Here is a 16,923-nt window from a genome sequence, read left to right on the forward strand (position 1 = left end):
GCCACGATAGTTTAGGGGTAGCCCTACGCAAAAATAGCTCGATGCCAGGTTTTATAATTCAACTCAACCCTCCTCAAATTATCATGAGGAGGGTTGAGTTTTTCAATCTCCCCCCATCTGCGAGAGTTTACAGTGTAGGTAAAGGTAAAAGTAAGGGTGAATATTGTATGGTAATTTAAAAAAACAGAACTTACGCATTGACAAATTAGACAAATTGGGTATTTTTGGCATCGGCGATCGCCGATGCCAAAATCAAGGTTCAAAGCCATTAATTGAGGATATTGAACAAGCACACTTGTGGCAGGTTTTACAAGCAAGTGCCTCAGACGCAGATTGGCTGACATCCGTAACTGAAAGGTACATTACTCGCCAGAGAGGATGGGAAATATTGCATATCATCGAATCGGTCTATCCTTAATCCTTAAACTTGGAGAGTACCTCCTGCTTTTAAATTGCCATACTGTTTTGGGATAAAACGATAGAAGAGGCTAGTCCCATTATCTTCAGTCTGATAAACAATCCCAGTTTTAGTATCTATAGCTACAGCCTCATGATTAAACCGTCCCATTTCACCTACTTGTCACGCCAGTACGTGTATTTCAAATTAGAGCCAAGTTTATAGTTCAGATATTGGATAGTTTTTAGCAGCGAACTTTTAACTGACAATTCCTAGATTGTTATAGATTTCGATCAGATTGCCATCAGGATCGCGAAAATGAGCTGTGCGGATTCCCCAGCTTGGGCGATCTTGTGGTTGAGTCACAACGATCGCATTCTGATCTTTTAGTTGCTCATAGACCTCATCTACGTTATCGACTGCGAAAATCAAGACAATTTTATCTCGATTGGCAACATATGAAGGCTGTTCGATTCTTGGGACTACTTCAGCCATTAATTCTTTTTTGAACAAACCCAGCTTGAGATGTCCGCTATTAAACTCAGCATATCCGCTATCTTCATCGCCCCAATCGACATCAAATTTCAGCAGATCGCGGTAGAACAGAAAAGAATCTTTGTAGTTGGAGACAAGCAGTCTCAGGTGTGTTAGCTGAAGCTTCATATCTGTTGGGTTAGTCTACTAACTGTGAATTCTAGGTTCTGAGTGCAAAGTCGCCAGTAACTCACTTTCGACAATTACTAATTCATCAAGCCGTTGCATGACAATTTCTCTGTCGAAGTAAGTAGCAGCTAAAACCCAATATATACCGTAGTGACGTGCTTCGGATGCCATTAACCCATGATAAAATTTTGCTAACTCTGGCTCTGAACAGCGAAACATCAAGTTCAAGGCCACGCCTGCTGCTTTGCGTTCAGAGTGGGTGAGAGTCAATCCTGCTGCTGCCGTTCCTCCATTTCTTGAGTAGAAATCATACTCTTGACTTTCTCTACATCTGCCATCATTAAAACTGCTCCCTGCATTTCAATGCCAAGCAATGGAGTAATTGCTAAGTAACATTTTATTTGCCTACCCCGACGATTGGTAGCATCGAGGATCATTTCTTGAAACTGCTTTTTCGCGGCTAGGGAGTCGCGGATGGGCGATCGCAACTGTTCGACGGGTAGCCCAATATCTAGGCTGAAGATAGACTGTCCTAAAACTTCATCAATTCGCAAGCCCCATAAATCTTCTACCATGTAATTCCAAATTGAGATATTAAAGCTGCTATCAATTACTACTATTCCAGTTTGGAGACTTCTGAGAATAGAGATCAGGAAAATGTTAGTGCGATTAAGTTCTGCGGTGCGATCGCTCAGTTCGTTATTAATTGTTTGTAATTCTTCGTTAGTAGATTGTAATTCTTCATTCATCGTCTCCAATTCTTCATTGGTAGATTGTAGTTCTTCGTTGGTGGTTTCTAATTCTTCATTAGTAGATTGCAGTTCTTCGTTGGTGGTTTCTAATTCCTGTTGGGAGCGTTGCAGCGCTTCTTGAAGTTTAATGTAACGAGTGACATCATGAAAGGCGATGCTGACTCCTAAAAAATTAGTGCTTGTTTCTTCCAAAGGCGTAATCCGCACATCCAGATATTGCATTTCTGTGTTTGACAAATAGCGCTCTACATTTGTCAGGTTGAGAGGGCGGCGTTCAGTATAAGCCCGTTCAATTAGCGATCGCAATTCAATTGGTCGATAGGAAAGCTCTAGATCCTGGAAGGGACGAGCTAAATCTTTGGGGGAAAGGGCGAACAAAGTCCGCGCCTGCTCGTTCATCATTACCAGGATGCCACTAAGATCAATGACTATTTGGGCGATTGGTGCTGTGTCAAAACCCATTTCTCGCAGCCGGAACTGTCGAGAAAAACGACTGTTAGATTCTTCATCTACTGAATTGGCCATAATTAAGAGGCGATCGCGAATATTCACCGACGATACCTTAGTAAATATCCGGTTTTTTAATTCCAATGGTATAAACAGATTAGAATGCATCAATAGCATCTCTGCTTTCCCCAAAAACAGATAGCCATTATCATTTAGTGCAAAATGAAACCGCGCTAGAATTCGCCCTTGAGTCTCAGAATTAAAATACATTAATGTATTGCGGCTGACCAGCAAATCTAAGCGCGAAATCGGCGCATCTTGAAGCAGATCGTGGCGACCAAAAATCACTGAGCGGCGCAAGTCTTGACGAAAGACATAGTGGTTCCCAACAATCTCAAAGTATTTCTGGCGCAGTTCATCTGGCACCGTCTGGATATCTTTTGCTGAATACAGAGCAAGACGTGCGTGTTTGAGAGCATCTTCATCTACATCTGTGGCATAGATTTTCACTCGTTGGCGAAATTCTTCTACTCCCAATATTTCACCCGTCAACATTGCCAGGGTATAAGCTTCTTCCCCAGAAGCACAGCCAGCGCTCCAAATGCGGATTTGCTCAGAAGTTTTTTTATTCTTAATCAGATTAGGCAGTATTTGCTCTCCTATGTATTCCCAAGCTGATGAATCTCGAAAAAAAGTGGTGACGTTAATTAGGATAATGTTGAAAAGATAATTAAATTCCTCTGGATAAACTTCTAAGTAGTCTAGATACCCTTCAAAGTTCTCTATGGTCAATGACTGCATCCGCTTGCTTACCCGACGCATCACAGTCGAGCGCTTATAGCCCGTAAAATCAAATCCTCGGTTTTGTCTGAGATAAATCAGTAGATTTTCAAATTCGGGATCTCTTTCTGCGGAAGTCATATTAATTTGGGACTTTAGATTAAAAATATTTTTATTCAATCGCCTTTAGACGACTTTAGCTATTAGCCTCAGAAGGAATTTTGAGGCAGATGTTGGCACTCAATTAGAGAACTCTGACTTGATTTCAACATTACTCATAACCAAACTCACCAGGGTGCTGGAGATTTCATCAAGGGGGAGAATAAAATCTACCTTGCCAGTTTGAATTGCGGCGGAGGGCATCCCGGTAAATTCGGCAGTTTTTATGTCTTGGACAATGACAGTACCGCCCATTTTTTTTATCGCTTCTATTCCCATCGCGCCGTCCCTACCCGTTCCAGTTAGCACAAGAGCGATCACTGTGTCTTTGTAAATGGCTGCAACCGATTCAAATAACAGATCAGCCGAAGGACGTAAAAAATGTACTAATTCCGACTGTGATAAGGAAAGTGTGCCGTCACTGTTGGCCAAGAGGTGACGATTCGGTGGAGCAATGTAAACCGTTCCTGGGGTAAGGTAATCTCCCTCTTCTGCCTGTTTGACATTAAGAGTAGTGCGCCGATCCAGAATTTCTGCCATGAACGAGCGGTGTCGGGGGCCAAGGTGTTGCACAATGGCGATCGGGGCTGTAAATTCTGTGGGTAGAGTCGATAGCACTTTAGCTAAAGCAGTCAGACCCCCTGCTGAGGCTGCGATCACGACAACATCAAAGGCAGCATTAGTAAAATAAGGTAGATTATTATTGCCCTCGTCTGCGATCTTAATCATAATTTTGCAGTTACGATTATCTATTAAACTTTTTTCGTGGCAAACAGCATTAATTTTGAATTTTGCATATTTAATTTAAATAAATTATAGGATGTATTTTACCTATTCAGCATTTTATTTATTTTTTTGTTAAATTCATCTTTTAATCTTCTTGTTCTAGAATGCGTTTTGCCTGTAACAGTTGCTGCTTATGCTCTTCACTAACTGTCGGATATTGCAGATTTAGTTCTTGTAATTTTGTGCAGATGATATTAGCAACAGTTAAGCGTGTAAACCATTTGCGATCGGCAGGAATAATATACCACGGACACCATTTAGTACTAGTATAGTTAAAAACTTCTTCATAAGCATTCATATAATCATCCCAAAAAGCTCGTTCTCGGACATCACTATCTGAAAACTTCCAATTTTTTTCAGGATCTTCAATCCGTTTTAAAAAGCGTTTTTTCTGCTCTGATTTCGAGACATTTAGAAAAAACTTTAGGATGATCACACCATTATTTACCAAATGTTTTTCAAAATTATTGATTTCTTCAAAGCGCTGTTTCCATATCTTCTTTTCCTCAGGTAAGTGGGGAAGTTGTTGTTTCTTAAGCATTTCAGGATGGACACGAGCCACAAGCACTTCTTCATAGTATGAACGGTTAAATATCCCAATTCGACCTCTTTCTGGCAAAGCCTTTGTTGTTTGCCACAGATAGTCATGGTCTAATTCTTCCGCACTAGGTTCCTTAAAACTAAATACCTGAAATCCTTGCGGGTTCACACCAGAGGTCACATGTTTAATTGTGCTATCTTTGCCAGCAGCATCCATTGCCTGAAAAATAATCAGCAAGGCATAGGTGTTTTGAGCGTAGAGAATATTTTGGTAATTTGCTAGTCTTTCAATATCTGTCTGTAATCTGATTGCAGCATCAGTTTTGTTATGAAGATTAGTCTTATAGGCTGGGTCATAATTTTTTTTCAGAGAAATGTTTGAACCTGGTGGAACAATAGACTTATCCGGAAATGAGAACTTTATTTGGCTGAAACCTAGCTCTGGAGAGGGTTTTAGAGGTTCCTGTTTTATATAAGCTAAAAAGCCAGCTATGTAAGGGTTTCAGCTATTTTGAGGTTTATTTGTGGATAAGTCTAATGAAAGCATCGTGATTCATGTATAAAATTTCCTAAGGGCTGTTTATACCGAAGCACATTTTGCGGTGCTAATTTCTAAAAGTTATGATTTATTAACTAAAAAATTTTGATTCAAAATTCATTTTCGTCGCTTTGGCATAGGACGCATTGCTTCACGTCCCAACATAAACATCCCTGTAACACCCAAACTGACAAACCAAATATATTGATACCAATATTGCCGAATCTGTTCAGCCGTACTGAGTTCTGGATGAAACGTGTTTAAGTACAGCAGCAGAACTAATATCATCAGTGCCCCAAAACCAACAAAGCTGAAGCCAACAGAAATTCGTACAGGTCGTAGTTCAAAATCACTAATAGTGTCTAGGTCAATTTCTGCCAGTTCCTTAAAAGAATCATCTGCCAAAGATGAGCTTGCTTGGAATCTATTGCTCAGTTTTGGTGGCAAAATCGGCGACAGTTTTGCTACGGTTGGGCGACGTAGCAAAGCCTCAGTATCCCGCAACAATTCCAGTGGCTTACGGGTAGTAGTTGGTTGAGCAAACTCTATGTCGTCGTCTGTAGCACTTGGAGCATTGGCTTTGCTTTCAAAATCCATAGCACATTTCAGAAGAACCAGGATATACATAGCCTAGCAAATCAGGACACAAATGCGCCAAAATAATTTGTAATTAGCGCCGTGTGCGACTTTCTTTCAAACCTAACCCCCAGCCCCTTAAGAGCTAGCGTTGGGGAGCAAGAATCAAACCCTCTCTTTGAGGGGCAGAGCAATGGAAGCGGGGTTCTAAGAATAAGTTGCACATCGGCGTTAATTATCCTTGTGATGCTCGATAGCGTTCGCGATAGCAAAGCGTTAGCGAGGAACCAGCGTCGGAACGAGCCGTCTGACTCGCTAACGTAATTCGTAGTTTGTAATTAATCTATTGATATTTTAGAGTAACTAACTTTAATTATGGGAAAAAGCACATTCTTTGCTCAAAGTTAGTGAATTTATATATTAGATAATTACGAATTAGGAATTACTCATCCATCTCTTTTAATGTAGCCAATGCCGATGGAGATAAACGACTGAGATAGCGGAATATCCAGTATTTAAAAATAGTGTTTAAAATCACAGGAAATGTTGCAATAAAGAAAAATATTACATTTCTACTGGCTGGCAAACCCAAATGTTCTGCGAATCCTTCCAGAATGACCTCCCAGCCATCTGGTGAGTGAAATCCTACAAATATATCTGTAAGTAGAATAATTAAAAAAGCCTTAGCACTATCGCTGAGACCATAGACAATGGTATCCATAAAAGACTTGAGAATCACAACTTCCCTTTTGCTGAGAGCGATAACTATACCAAAAGAAAATAGTGAGATTAAATCAGCGAAGATATTACTAAGATCACTATTACTTTTTATGCGGAATTCTTCAGATATTTCAACTGCTTTATTTTTTATTTTTTCTTGGGTTAGCTCTGAAGAAAGTGGTGGAGCTTGATTAAGCAAATATTCAAATCTCAGTTGTTTTTGAAAATTGTGTAATTCCTCAAGAGCTTCTTTTTCCATATCAGAATTAATGAAAACTTGAATTTTATTATCTCCTCTAATTTTTTCTAATATGGGAGTTACTATAAATTGTTTCGATAAGTTCTGAGTTAAAATAGGTACAATAATTAGAGTTATTAGAAATCTCAGAGCAATTCTTGTTCTATTTCGAGAAATTCGATAATCCCTCATAAATTCTTCCTCTGCCTGCGGGGAAAAATCTCCTTTAATTCTATTAAATGTTTTGCTTATAGACCTCGGAACGGCTCCAGTATTTTCAGATGTAGGTATTGCTTTAATATTATTAATATTAGATGAGTCTGGCTGTTTGTTAATTTCGCTCCGGTTAATTTGTATGGCTTGAGAAGTTGATGCTAATACGCTGTTGTTAATTAGTTTATCTTTAATAGTGTACTTGTCTACAACTTCATCAATAACCTTTAATTTTTCTAATAAAACAGAATTAGATATATTGACGATTCCCCGACTAAGCTGGAACTCTGCAAGCCTAACCTTGATAATAGTTAAATTTTTATCAAGGTATCCTTGCCAGTAAGACATCACGTTTTCAGTATAATTTCCTGATTCTAAAGATATTTTTTTATTATCAAAATATTCTCTCTCAATGTTTTTAATTCTTTCAGCTGCTTGTTGAGCTTCTAAAAGTGCCCTTTCTGGTGTATTTAAAAACCAATGGTTAAGCGATCGCAAATATTCTTTGAGATTTTGGCGAAGTAAATTTGCTGTTTTGGCGAATGAATCTTTCATATATATATGACTCTTTATATAATCTGTATTATAGTTATACCAGCATGGAAAAAGTCGTGTCTTAGGTTTTTGTAACAGAAAATTAACTATGAGAAATTAATTTATTTGACTACTATGAATAATGTATGTAGATGATGTGTCAATTATGAAACTCAGTCTGTGCATGATTGTGAAAAACGAAGCAAGAACACTGCCTAAATGCCTGAACAGTGTTAGAAATGTGGTAGATGAAATGGTAGTCTTGGATACAGGCTCAATCGATCGCACTCCCAATATTGCCCAACAGCTCGGTGCAAAAGTCTATCATTTCAAATGGTGTAATGACTTCAGTGCTGCCCGCAATGCCGCTCTAAAATATGTCAGTGGTGATTGGATTTTGGTATTAGATGCTGATGAAACTCTGACACCAGCAATTGTACCGCAGTTGCGAGAGGCGATCGCTAGAGACGAATACCTACTCATCAACCTCGTCCGCCATGAAGTTGGTGCAGAACAATCTCCCTATTCTCTGGTTTCCAGGCTATTCCGCAATCATCCAGATATTCGTTTTGACCGTCCTTACCATGCCTTAGTCGATGATAGTGTGTCAGCAATTTTAACCAAGGAACCTTATTGGCAAGTAGGTTATTTACCAGGGGTAGCACTTTTACACGTAGGATATCAAAAAAGTGCGATCGCTCAAAATAACAAATATGCCAAAGCAGCTACGGCGATGTCAGGGTTTCTTGCGACTCATCCTGATGACCCCTATGTTTGCAGTAAATTAGGAGCATTGTATGTGGAAACTGGGAAAATTTCCCAAGGTATGGAGTTGCTGAGACGAGGAATCAGCTTTGCTGAAGAAAACTACGATATTTTATATGAACTCCACTATCATTTAGGCATTGCCTACAGTCGGTTGCAAAAATCCCCACAGGCTATTTCTCACTATAAAACTGCGATCAAATTGCCAATTTATCCCATGCTCAAATTAGGAGCATACAACAACTTGGGTAACTTACTCAAAGCAGCAGGAGATTTCAACGGTGCGAAAACTGCTTACGCCACAACTTTGAAAATTGACCCTACTTTTGTTTTTGGACATTATAATTTGGCGATGACTTTTAAAGCTTTGGGTTTATTTACAGATGCGATCGCATATTATCAAAATGCAATCGAGTTAAATCCCAACTATGCCGAAGCGTATCAAAATTTAGGGGTAGTATTGCTGAAAGTTGGCAATCATCAAGATAGTTTAACAGCTTTTAGAAAAGCGATCGCTATTCATGAAAGGCATAATCCCGAAGAGGCGAAGAGACTACGCCAGGGGTTGCGAGAGATGGAGTTGATGTAGAGGTGAGGGGCATGGGGCATGGGGCATTGGGCATGGGGGAGAATAATAACTTTGGCGTTAACTTCTAACTTCTAACTCCTAACTTCTAACTCTTAATTCCTAACTCCTAACTCTTGACAAATGACATTAGAATATTAGTATCAATATTTCAGAGGTTCTTATGAGCCAAACCATTGATGAAAGGATACGTTGGACAAGCACAGACTTAGATTTATTACCAGATAACGGTAATCGCTACGAAATTATCGATGGGGAATTATTTGTGAGTAGGGCACCGCATTGGGGACATCAAAAAGCTACTGGTAATATTTATGCAGAATTAAGAACTTGGTCAATCTCAACAGGTCTTGGTGAGGCTGTGCCAACACCAGGAATTATTTTTACTGATGCAGATAATGTTATTCCCGATGTGGTTTGGGTAAGCAAAGAACGCCTCGCCATTTTACTTGACCAAGAAGGACATTTAACGGGAGCGCCAGAACTGGTTGTAGAAGTACTTTCGCCTGGAGTACAAAACGAGCGACGCGACCGCGAAGTCAAGCTAAAACTATATGCTTCTAGAGGAGTTCAAGAATATTGGATTTTGAACTGGCAATTACAACAGGTTGAAGTGTATCGCCGAGAAAAAGCAGTCCTGAAATTAGTGGCAACATTATTCGCAACAGATGACCTCTCTTCACCTCTGTTACCAAATTTTGTTTGCACTGTGGCACGGTTGTTTGTGTAAATACGTGGAACTTCAAGCTTGGTTCTCGAAAGTTCCAGTTTGGAACATGAAACTTCACCTTCGCAAGCTGAAACTTTAGTCTCAGAAAGTGGAACTTCGAGTTTGGAACTCGGAACTTCAGCTTCAGAACTCGGAACTTGAGCTTCGGAACTCGAAACTTGAGCTTCGGAACTCGGAACTTGAGCTTCAGAACTCGAAACTTGAGCTTCGGAACTCGAAACTTCAGGCTTGGAACTCGGAACTTCAGATTTGAAAATGAACTCCACTCGTTCTGAGTTGAAAAGGTGGAGTTAAGAAGTTGGAGAGTTGGTAAATTGTCCTCACAAATGACAAATGACTAAATACACGACTTGACAAATTTCTCCAATCTATCCATTCCCTTTTCAATCGTCGCCATATCTGTGGCGTAGGAAAGGCGAATGTTGTCATCAGCGCCAAAGGCAATTCCGGGAATGACTGCAACTTGATGTTTTTCCAACAAGGCATCACAAAACTCTAGGGATTTGAGACCAGTTTTGCTGATATCAGGGAACAGATAAAAAGCGCCATCTGGTGAGGCGGTACTCAATCCGGGAATAGCGTTGAGTCTCTCTAGCATTACCCGTCGGCGTTTGGCAAAGGCTTGGCGCATTTCTTCGACACAATCTTGATGACTTTCCAAAGCTGCGATCGCACCATATTGAGCAAAGGTACACACGTTAGATGTACTATGCCCTTGGATGGTACTCGCGGCTTTAATGATTTCCACTGGGCCTGCTAAATAACCAAGCCTCCACCCAGTCATCGAATAAGCCTTTGCAAACCCATTACTGATCAAAGTGCGGTCAAAAATTTCCTTCCCTAGAGAACCGATGCTGATATGTTCTGCACCGTCGTAAAGAATCTTTTCGTAAATCTCATCAGAGACGACAAAGATATCTGCATCAACTATTACGTTCGCCAGTGCTTTGATTTCATCTGGCGTGTAAACCATCCCCGTAGGATTAGATGGGGAGTTGAGGATAAATAACTTCGTTTTAGGCGTGATTGCTTTACGGAGTTGTTCGGGAGTAATTTTATAACCCGTCGTAGCATCTGTGGGCACAATCACCGAAACTCCACCGACCAAAGTCACCATTTCGGGATAACTTAGCCAGTAGGGCGCAGGGATAATTACCTCATCACCTGGATCGATTAGCGCAACTATTAAGTTGTACAAAGAATGCTTACCGCCATTGGTGACGATCACATTCTCTGACTTGTAATCAAGACCGTTATCAATTTTAAGCTTACGGGCGATCGCTTCCCTTAACTTTGGTTCTCCAGCTGCTGCACCGTATTTGGTTTTGCCTTCATCCAAAGCTTTTACTGCTGCGGCTTTAATATGCGCTGGGGTATCAAAATCTGGTTCTCCAGCGCTAAAACTACAAACATCTATTCCCTCTCCCTTCAGTGCCTTAGCCTTGGCTGCGATCGCTAAGGTTAATGAAGGTGTTACCTGACTTACTCTTGCTGCCAGCTTCATTCTTACTATTTTTGGCAAATCTTTCACTTATCTAAGGATATCCCAGAATCCTTACCAAGATTTGCTGTTTCTGAATTCCTTGGGGATTGAAAACTGGGGAATTGGGAAGAATTCCTGACCCTTGACTCTTAACAATGTATTCTGTATAACTTTAGTTTTAAGATAAACTAACTGTTTTTATGCAGATCAAGAAACTTTTCATCGCATCTTCTCTGTTAATTAGTAGTCTTTTTATACCGAATGCTGCCATTGCTCAAAATCACGGTACTCCCGGCCAATTTGATTTTTATGTCCTGACACTCTCTTGGTCGCCAGATTATTGTGCAACAAATGGCATCCGTGACCCACAGCAGTGTGGTTCTGGAAGGAAACTTGGTTTTGTACTACATGGTTTGTGGCCACAGTACCAAACTGGTTATCCTGCTAATTGTTCCACGCAAAAATTACCGTTGGAAGTAAAGCGGCGGTTTGCCAATTTGTATCCTAGCCCTAAACTTTACGATCATGAATGGGAAAAACATGGTACTTGTTCGGGGAAAACTCCTGCGGAATATTTGGCATTGAGTAAAAAATTAAAAGATGCGATCGCTATTCCCGCAGCTTATAATCGTCCGAATAAACCCTTGCGTACCACAATTACAAATTTTAAAAATTCATTTGTGAGTGCTAATAATCAAATTACTGCTGATGGTATAGCACCTTTTTGTTCTGGTTCGGGAAGATTTTTGCAAGAAGTCTTCTTTTGTTATTCCAAAAATGGTGAAGCTGGTATTTGTAGCGCCGAGATTTTGAAGCGATCGCGAAAAAGTTGTGGACAGCCAGATTTCTTACTGAGAAACGTTAGATAACAATCGGGTATTGGGCAGGAGTTGTTGAATTTTTAATTTTGAATTTATTTCTCCCCACTTCCCTGCTCCCCACAACTATGATTTGAAGTTAATTAATTTATCGAACACAATTCAGGAGTCAGGAGTCAGAATTCAGAATGAATTCTGTACGACTGGTGGATAAATAATCGGGTTTAAGACCCCCACGAAACAAGAAAATTTGGTGGTCTTCAATCAGTCGCGGGTCTGAATCCCCGACTGATAGCGTCACGCTTTCTCGTGTCCGCGTTCGCGCAGCGTCTCGCAGAGAGCGTCTTGATTCTGACTCCTGAATTCTGACTTCTGAATTCTTCAATTTTTACTATTTCTTATTTATTTCTTAACCTATCTATCCTAATCTTCAATTGTAATTAGAACCCATTCTTATTTTGAGATAGCAGATGTAATTAAAGAATCTGTTGAGGAGAAGGTTATATTTATAACCATAATTTTTTGAGTAGTTCGCTAAATTGCAACAACTCCAGGTTTTTTTTCTACTTTTAATAGTTTTTTTGTCACACAACTTGTTTTTGTCAGACTGCATTCTTGTCTTTTATTGGGAGTGCTAAATGGAATATTTATTTCTAGCTTTGGCGCTGGGTTTAGCACTCAGCTTTGAATTTGTCAATGGTTTTCATGATACTGCAAATGCAGTTGCTACAGTCATTTACACTCATAGCCTAAAGCCAAACATCGCCGTTGTCTGGTCAGGCTGTTGGAACCTAATTGGTGTGCTGACATCAACTGGAGCCGTTGCTTTTGGCATTATTGCTCTGCTTCCCGTTGAGTTGGTAATTAATGTTGGCTCAAGTGCAGGCTTCGCAATGGTATTTGCACTTTTGATTTCAGCGATCATGTGGAACTTGGGAACTTGGTACTTGGGCTTACCTGCATCCAGTTCACATACGCTGATTGGTTCAATTATGGGTGTTGGTTTAGCAAATTCAATGTTGTCTAAGGGTCATGTCTTTGGCGAGGGCGTGAATTGGGCAAAGACGGAGGAAGTTTTCACATCTTTACTAGTTTCACCAATTGTTGGATTCACCTGCGCCGGACTGCTGTTACTGCTGGCGAAAAGACTGATCAGACGACCAGAGTTGTACCGTGCGCCAGAAGGGAATAAAACACCACCGCCTTGGATACGTGGTTTGTTAATCTTGACATGTACTGGTGTGAGCTTCGCCCACGGTTCAAATGATGGTCAAAAAGGCATGGGTCTGATCATGCTCATCTTAGTGGGCATTCTACCAGGTATGTTTGCACTGAATATGGATACCAATGCCGGAGCGATCGCTCAGTTGGCCGCTACGTCCAACTCTGTAATTCCAGTGTTGCAACAACAAGGAAGAGGAACATTCTCAAACAGCCAAAGCATCACAGATGAGCTTTCCAACTTCCTCAAACCAACTGGCGAAGCCAACGACAAAACCTTCGCAGCCCTTGCTGCCAAAAGTCGGACAATTGGAGGCAAGCTTGCTGCTAAGACTAGTTTCAAGCAGCTTTCAAACGATGACCTTAGCTCATTACGAACCGATATGTATCTAGTCGCTGGAACAATTGGCAAGCTGGACAACCAGAAAAAATTAACCGATGCCAAACAAGAACAGGTGCTTATCAGCTATAAGAAGCAGTTAGATAAAGTAACTAAATTCATTCCCAATTGGGTGAAATTTGCCGTTGCCATTGCACTGGGTCTTGGCACAATGATTGGTTGGAAGCGCATCGTGGTGACAGTGGGTGAAAAGATTGGCAAAGACCACCTTACTTACGCTCAAGGAGCTTCCGCCGAGTTAGTCGCTATGACAACTATTGGCGCTGCCGATTACTTCGGTCTGCCAGTCAGCACCACTCACGTCCTGTCATCGGGTGTAGCAGGTACAATGGCGGCAAACCATTCAGGTTTGCAAACGGACACTTTGAGAAATATTCTGCTCGCCTGGGTGCTGACCCTGCCAGTTTGCGTACTGCTTGGTTCTGCTACATATGCGGGAAGCTTGTACATAGTCTTTAATATTCTGGGTTTGAAGTAGGAAAATGGGGCATGGGCATTGGGCATTGGGCATTGGGCATTGGGCATGGGGCATTGGGCATGGGGCATTGGGCATTGGTTATTAATTCTTCTCCCCCTGCTCCCCCTGCTCCCCCTGCTCCCCCTGCTCCCCCTGCTCCCCCTGCTCCCTCATCCCCCACTCCCCATTCCCCACTCCCCACTGACCACTCCCCACTGACCACTCCCTAAGCGATCGTCACATCCGACGACAAATAAACATCTTGAATGGTGTGAAATAGCTTCACACCTTCCTCAAAGGGACGCTGGAACGTCTTTCGCCCAGAGATTAATCCCGAACCACCAGCCCGTTTATTAATTACAGCCGTGCGAACGGCTTCGGCGAAGTCATTTTTACCAGTCGCGCCACCAGAATTAATCAGCCCCACACGCCCAGAGTAGCAATTCAGTACTTGGTAACGAGTTAAATCAATTGGGTGATCGGTTGTTAATTCTGTGTAGATCCGCTCATCTGTTTTACCGTAACTTTTACCAGTGGCTTTGGCAACTGCACCGTAACCATTGTTATTTTCGGGTAACTTTTGTTTAATAATGTCGGCTTCAATGGTAACGCCCAAATGATTCGCCTGTCCGGTGAGGTCAGCAGCAAGGTGGTAATCTTTATCTTGTTTAAAAGCGTTGTTCCGCAGATAGCACCAGAGAATAGTTACCAAACCCAGTTCATGAGCGCGTTTAAAAGCTCGGCTGATTTCTTGGATTTGTCTGGTAGACTGGTCTGAGCCAAAGTAAATTGTCGCACCCACCGCAGCCGCCCCTAAATTCCAAGCTTGTTCCACATCAGCAAACAATACCTGGTCAAATTGATTGGGGAAAGTCAGCAATTCGTTGTGATTGATTTTGACAATAAAGGGAATTTTGTGGGCATATTTGCGCGAAATGATCCCTAATGTTCCCAAAGTGGTAGCAACAGCATTGCAACCTGCGGCGATCGCTAGCTTGACAATATTTTCTGGGTCAAAGTAAATTGGATTGGGCGCAAAAGACGCACCTGCTGAGTGTTCAATCCCTTGGTCTACTGGTAAGATAGACAGATAACCTGTGTTTGCCAGACGACCACTAGAATAAAGTAGCTGGAGATTACGCAATACTTGAGGATTGCGATCGCTGTTGAGCCAGATTCGATCTACAAAGTCTGGGCCTGGCAAATGTAGTAAATCACGAGAAACCTTTGCTTTGTAGGTAAGCAGGTCTTCAGCCTCTTTACCTAGTAATGACTCGATAGAATTAGGCTCTATGAGCGTTGTAGTCATAGTGTTTTCCTCAAAAATTGAGCAAATGACCTTGCTTTTAAGATAGCATTTCTAACATTGCTAACCTAGTTGTACGGTCATTAATTATATGTATTCTTTCTGAATATATAGCAATCTTATTTTATAAGTGAAAATCAAAAGGCTGAGATTCCCGACTTATTTTAAGAAGTCGGGAATCTTGTTGTGAATGATTAAGTAGGGCTATACTACCGGAAGTATTCAATCAACTTTCAGAATTGATGTTTTCAACTTCAGTTACCAAGGTTAAACAGTACAATCATACTATCTTCGGATCATAGCTGAAAATTGAAAACCCATCTTCCCCCGATTGTGGTAACAATTGTGAACAGAATAAATACAATTCTATGAGTAAGTTTCAAATCGATATCGACTTCAGCAATATAGATTTAACTTCCCTTGAGACAGAAGAAGATTTTCAAAGAGAAGCAAAAATATTACTACCAAAGGTACTGGTAAAACTCGGTGAAAGTGTAGGTGAAAAGACTTGGGAAGAATTACAGCAAAAGCTCCAAGGCACCGGAGGTAAACTCAAATCTACTCCAAGCGAGAAACGTAAGTTTATTCAAGAAACAGGAAGAACTTATCAACGAAATGCCAGTAAGAGAGAAAGACAAGAACTGGAAGACTATATAATAGAGCAATTACGCCAGCACAAGCAGTAAAGATCCACCTAAGCCTGATCTACGTCGTGTATTTTGACTTCTACAGCAGGAGTCATTTCCAATTGGCAATTATTACTCCATAATTAAAGTTAGGGGCTTGGATATTGATACTACGTGTTTTGATTTTTACATAATTGAAATTAGTTGCTCTGTACCCTAAATGAATCAATTATCCAATTACGTCGGAAAAAGCGAATTGCGAACTGCGAATTGTTCGGTCAGAATTCAGGAGTAAAACAGGTTTTATATCTGGCTTTGAGACGAATCGTTGTGTACTTCACCTTCCTTGAAATCTGCTGTATTTTTAGTAGTAGTTTTGTCTTGTGTTGGCTTGAACAATTCACAACCCCTGCATTACTACCCACACTACCCCAGCCGCTACTAGAGGCACGCTGAGGTTATCTGTGCCGTGAGGTGAGACTGCCTCTGCTAGGGTTGCGAAAGTAGCAGTTACTACCGCCGTCAACAAAGCCCATCCTAAACCTAAAGGCTTTGCTAAGGAACTTAGCGACGAACCAGGTAGCAGCAACAGCACCAAGAAAATCACCACTGTACTCGCTACAAACATTGCTGCTGAACCCTCCCAAGAACGCACAGAATTTCCCACTTGGTATTTATGCTGTCCGAAGCGTCTGCCGATTAATGCTGCCAATGCATCACCCCAAGTCATCGCCATTATCCCAGCAACAGCGATTGGGGCGCTATCTACTGGCCCGTCTGGTCGCCACAGTAGCCCGAACAGCAGCGTCACTGAGATAGCGAAATAAACCGTACCAGGTGAGCTATCCTGGGTATCCATTGCCCCAATGATTCGGTAGCGGTAAAACAGGTAGTTGAGTCCGATAAAGGTAGCAAAAGGGATAATTCCGATTTCCCAGTGGTTAAACAGCAGCAGGACGCCGAAAACCCACATCCCTGCACCAATATGGATCACTTTGCGGGTCAAATCTGGCTTCACACCAAACAGTCTACGTAGTCCCTCGCCAATGACAAGCAGACCAGTAGCGTAAATATAAGAAATTGCTAGTCCGATAAAATCATTTGTCATTTGTCATTTGTCATTTGTCATTTGTCATTGGGCATTGGGCATTGGGCATTGGGCATTGGGCATTGGGCATTGGGCATTGG

Annotated in this window: 17 protein-coding genes and 2 pseudogenes; 6 read left to right on the forward strand and 13 right to left on the reverse strand. The window is 41.3% G+C overall.

What is annotated here, in order from left to right:
* Nucleotides 1–163 precede the first annotated feature (163 nt).
* Nucleotides 164–418 (forward strand): hypothetical protein, encoded by a 255-nt coding sequence (locus tag PUQ00_RS28370; protein WP_300422838.1) that lies wholly within the window; start codon nt 164–166, stop codon nt 416–418.
* A 12-nt stretch (nt 419–430) separates the two neighbouring features.
* Here PUQ00_RS28370 and PUQ00_RS28375 read toward each other — a convergent pair.
* The 8 genes and pseudogenes from PUQ00_RS28375 to PUQ00_RS28410 all read right to left on the reverse strand — a co-directional run.
* Nucleotides 431–568 (reverse strand): annotated as a pseudogene (locus tag PUQ00_RS28375) (alkaline phosphatase PhoX); the annotation flags it as partial.
* Between the two features lie 87 nt (nt 569–655).
* Entirely contained in the window at nt 656–1,060 is a 405-nt protein-coding gene (locus tag PUQ00_RS28380; protein WP_300422840.1) for a VOC family protein, read from the reverse strand.
* An 18-nt stretch (nt 1,061–1,078) separates the two neighbouring features.
* Nucleotides 1,079–1,270 (reverse strand): annotated as a pseudogene (gene miaE / locus PUQ00_RS28385) (tRNA isopentenyl-2-thiomethyl-A-37 hydroxylase MiaE); the annotation flags it as partial.
* Nucleotides 1,271–1,326: 56 nt separating this feature from the next.
* A complete protein-coding gene (locus PUQ00_RS28390; protein ID WP_300422842.1) occupies nt 1,327–3,180 on the reverse strand; it encodes a CheR family methyltransferase in 1,854 nt (617 codons plus the stop codon).
* 99 nt (nt 3,181–3,279) lie between these two features.
* A complete protein-coding gene (locus PUQ00_RS28395) occupies nt 3,280–3,927 on the reverse strand; it encodes a chemotaxis protein CheB (protein ID WP_300422843.1) in 648 nt (215 codons plus the stop codon).
* A 142-nt stretch (nt 3,928–4,069) separates the two neighbouring features.
* Complete coding sequence (locus PUQ00_RS28400) at nt 4,070–4,921, reverse strand: polyphosphate kinase 2 family protein (protein WP_300422864.1); 852 nt, start codon at nt 4,919–4,921, stop codon at nt 4,070–4,072.
* A 258-nt stretch (nt 4,922–5,179) separates the two neighbouring features.
* Nucleotides 5,180–5,659, reverse strand: coding sequence for a hypothetical protein (locus PUQ00_RS28405; protein ID WP_300422844.1), 480 nt, complete (start codon nt 5,657–5,659; stop codon nt 5,180–5,182).
* Between the two features lie 421 nt (nt 5,660–6,080).
* Nucleotides 6,081–7,364, reverse strand: a complete 1,284-nt coding sequence (locus PUQ00_RS28410; protein ID WP_300422846.1) for a proton extrusion protein PcxA — start codon at nt 7,362–7,364, stop codon at nt 6,081–6,083.
* 145 nt (nt 7,365–7,509) lie between these two features.
* Here PUQ00_RS28410 and PUQ00_RS28415 point away from each other — a divergent pair, with 145 nt between their 5' ends.
* Both PUQ00_RS28415 and PUQ00_RS28420 read left to right on the forward strand, forming a co-directional pair.
* Entirely contained in the window at nt 7,510–8,697 is a 1,188-nt protein-coding gene (locus tag PUQ00_RS28415) for a tetratricopeptide repeat protein (protein WP_300422848.1), read from the forward strand.
* Between the two features lie 160 nt (nt 8,698–8,857).
* Nucleotides 8,858–9,424, forward strand: a complete 567-nt coding sequence (locus PUQ00_RS28420; protein WP_300422849.1) for a Uma2 family endonuclease — start codon at nt 8,858–8,860, stop codon at nt 9,422–9,424.
* Between the two features lie 337 nt (nt 9,425–9,761).
* Here PUQ00_RS28420 and PUQ00_RS28425 read toward each other — a convergent pair whose 3' ends face one another.
* Nucleotides 9,762–10,928: a pyridoxal phosphate-dependent aminotransferase gene (locus tag PUQ00_RS28425; RefSeq protein ID WP_300422850.1), complete on the reverse strand. Its 1,167-nt coding sequence runs from the start codon at nt 10,926–10,928 to the stop codon at nt 9,762–9,764.
* A gap of 179 nt (nt 10,929–11,107) precedes the next feature.
* Here PUQ00_RS28425 and PUQ00_RS28430 point away from each other — a divergent pair, with 179 nt between their 5' ends.
* Nucleotides 11,108–11,776 (forward strand): ribonuclease, encoded by a 669-nt coding sequence (locus PUQ00_RS28430; RefSeq protein ID WP_300422852.1) that lies wholly within the window; start codon nt 11,108–11,110, stop codon nt 11,774–11,776.
* 118 nt (nt 11,777–11,894) lie between these two features.
* Here PUQ00_RS28430 and PUQ00_RS28435 read toward each other — a convergent pair whose 3' ends face one another.
* Nucleotides 11,895–12,110 carry a hypothetical protein gene (locus tag PUQ00_RS28435; RefSeq protein ID WP_300422854.1) on the reverse strand — a complete coding sequence of 72 codons (216 nt, stop codon included), beginning with the start codon at nt 12,108–12,110 and terminating at the stop codon, nt 11,895–11,897.
* A gap of 253 nt (nt 12,111–12,363) precedes the next feature.
* Here PUQ00_RS28435 and PUQ00_RS28440 point away from each other — a divergent pair, with 253 nt between their 5' ends.
* Nucleotides 12,364–13,824 (forward strand): inorganic phosphate transporter, encoded by a 1,461-nt coding sequence (locus PUQ00_RS28440; RefSeq protein ID WP_300422855.1) that lies wholly within the window; start codon nt 12,364–12,366, stop codon nt 13,822–13,824.
* On the opposite strand, the gene PUQ00_RS28445 is transcribed toward PUQ00_RS28440, so the two are convergent.
* Complete coding sequence (locus PUQ00_RS28445; protein WP_300422857.1) at nt 13,802–14,005, reverse strand: hypothetical protein; 204 nt, start codon at nt 14,003–14,005, stop codon at nt 13,802–13,804. The genes PUQ00_RS28440 and PUQ00_RS28445 overlap by 23 nt on opposite strands.
* A gap of 24 nt (nt 14,006–14,029) precedes the next feature.
* Nucleotides 14,030–15,112, reverse strand: coding sequence for a class I fructose-bisphosphate aldolase (locus tag PUQ00_RS28450; RefSeq protein ID WP_300422859.1), 1,083 nt, complete (start codon nt 15,110–15,112; stop codon nt 14,030–14,032).
* A 365-nt stretch (nt 15,113–15,477) separates the two neighbouring features.
* Between PUQ00_RS28450 and PUQ00_RS28455 the strand changes: the two genes are divergently transcribed.
* Nucleotides 15,478–15,795 (forward strand): hypothetical protein, encoded by a 318-nt coding sequence (locus PUQ00_RS28455; protein ID WP_300422861.1) that lies wholly within the window; start codon nt 15,478–15,480, stop codon nt 15,793–15,795.
* A 340-nt stretch (nt 15,796–16,135) separates the two neighbouring features.
* Here the strand turns inward: PUQ00_RS28455 and PUQ00_RS28460 are convergent, their stop codons facing one another.
* Nucleotides 16,136–16,843: a phosphatidate cytidylyltransferase gene (locus PUQ00_RS28460; protein ID WP_300422862.1), complete on the reverse strand. Its 708-nt coding sequence runs from the start codon at nt 16,841–16,843 to the stop codon at nt 16,136–16,138.
* Between the last annotated feature and the right edge of the window lie 80 nt (nt 16,844–16,923).

It is taken from the genome of Nostoc sp. S13, assembly GCF_029379315.1.
GTDB lineage: Bacteria > Cyanobacteriota > Cyanobacteriia > Cyanobacteriales > Nostocaceae > Nostoc.

What these genes read in the sequence shown, in the direction of transcription:
- PUQ00_RS28380 (WP_300422840.1), bottom strand. Translation starts at nt 1,060, where the DNA reads ATGAAGCTTCAGCTAACACACCTGAGACTGCTTGTCTCCAACTACAAA.
- PUQ00_RS28390 (WP_300422842.1), bottom strand. Translation starts at nt 3,180, where the DNA reads ATGACTTCCGCAGAAAGAGATCCCGAATTTGAAAATCTACTGATTTAT.
- PUQ00_RS28395 (WP_300422843.1), bottom strand. Translation starts at nt 3,927, where the DNA reads ATGATTAAGATCGCAGACGAGGGCAATAATAATCTACCTTATTTTACT.
- PUQ00_RS28405 (WP_300422844.1), bottom strand. Translation starts at nt 5,659, where the DNA reads ATGGATTTTGAAAGCAAAGCCAATGCTCCAAGTGCTACAGACGACGAC.
- PUQ00_RS28410 (WP_300422846.1), bottom strand. Translation starts at nt 7,364, where the DNA reads ATGAAAGATTCATTCGCCAAAACAGCAAATTTACTTCGCCAAAATCTC.
- PUQ00_RS28415 (WP_300422848.1), top strand. Translation starts at nt 7,510, where the DNA reads ATGAAACTCAGTCTGTGCATGATTGTGAAAAACGAAGCAAGAACACTG.
- PUQ00_RS28420 (WP_300422849.1), top strand. Translation starts at nt 8,858, where the DNA reads ATGAGCCAAACCATTGATGAAAGGATACGTTGGACAAGCACAGACTTA.
- PUQ00_RS28425 (WP_300422850.1), bottom strand. Translation starts at nt 10,928, where the DNA reads ATGAAGCTGGCAGCAAGAGTAAGTCAGGTAACACCTTCATTAACCTTA.
- PUQ00_RS28430 (WP_300422852.1), top strand. Translation starts at nt 11,108, where the DNA reads ATGCAGATCAAGAAACTTTTCATCGCATCTTCTCTGTTAATTAGTAGT.
- PUQ00_RS28440 (WP_300422855.1), top strand. Translation starts at nt 12,364, where the DNA reads ATGGAATATTTATTTCTAGCTTTGGCGCTGGGTTTAGCACTCAGCTTT.
- PUQ00_RS28450 (WP_300422859.1), bottom strand. Translation starts at nt 15,112, where the DNA reads ATGACTACAACGCTCATAGAGCCTAATTCTATCGAGTCATTACTAGGT.
- PUQ00_RS28455 (WP_300422861.1), top strand. Translation starts at nt 15,478, where the DNA reads ATGAGTAAGTTTCAAATCGATATCGACTTCAGCAATATAGATTTAACT.
- PUQ00_RS28460 (WP_300422862.1), bottom strand. Translation starts at nt 16,843, where the DNA reads ATGACAAATGATTTTATCGGACTAGCAATTTCTTATATTTACGCTACT.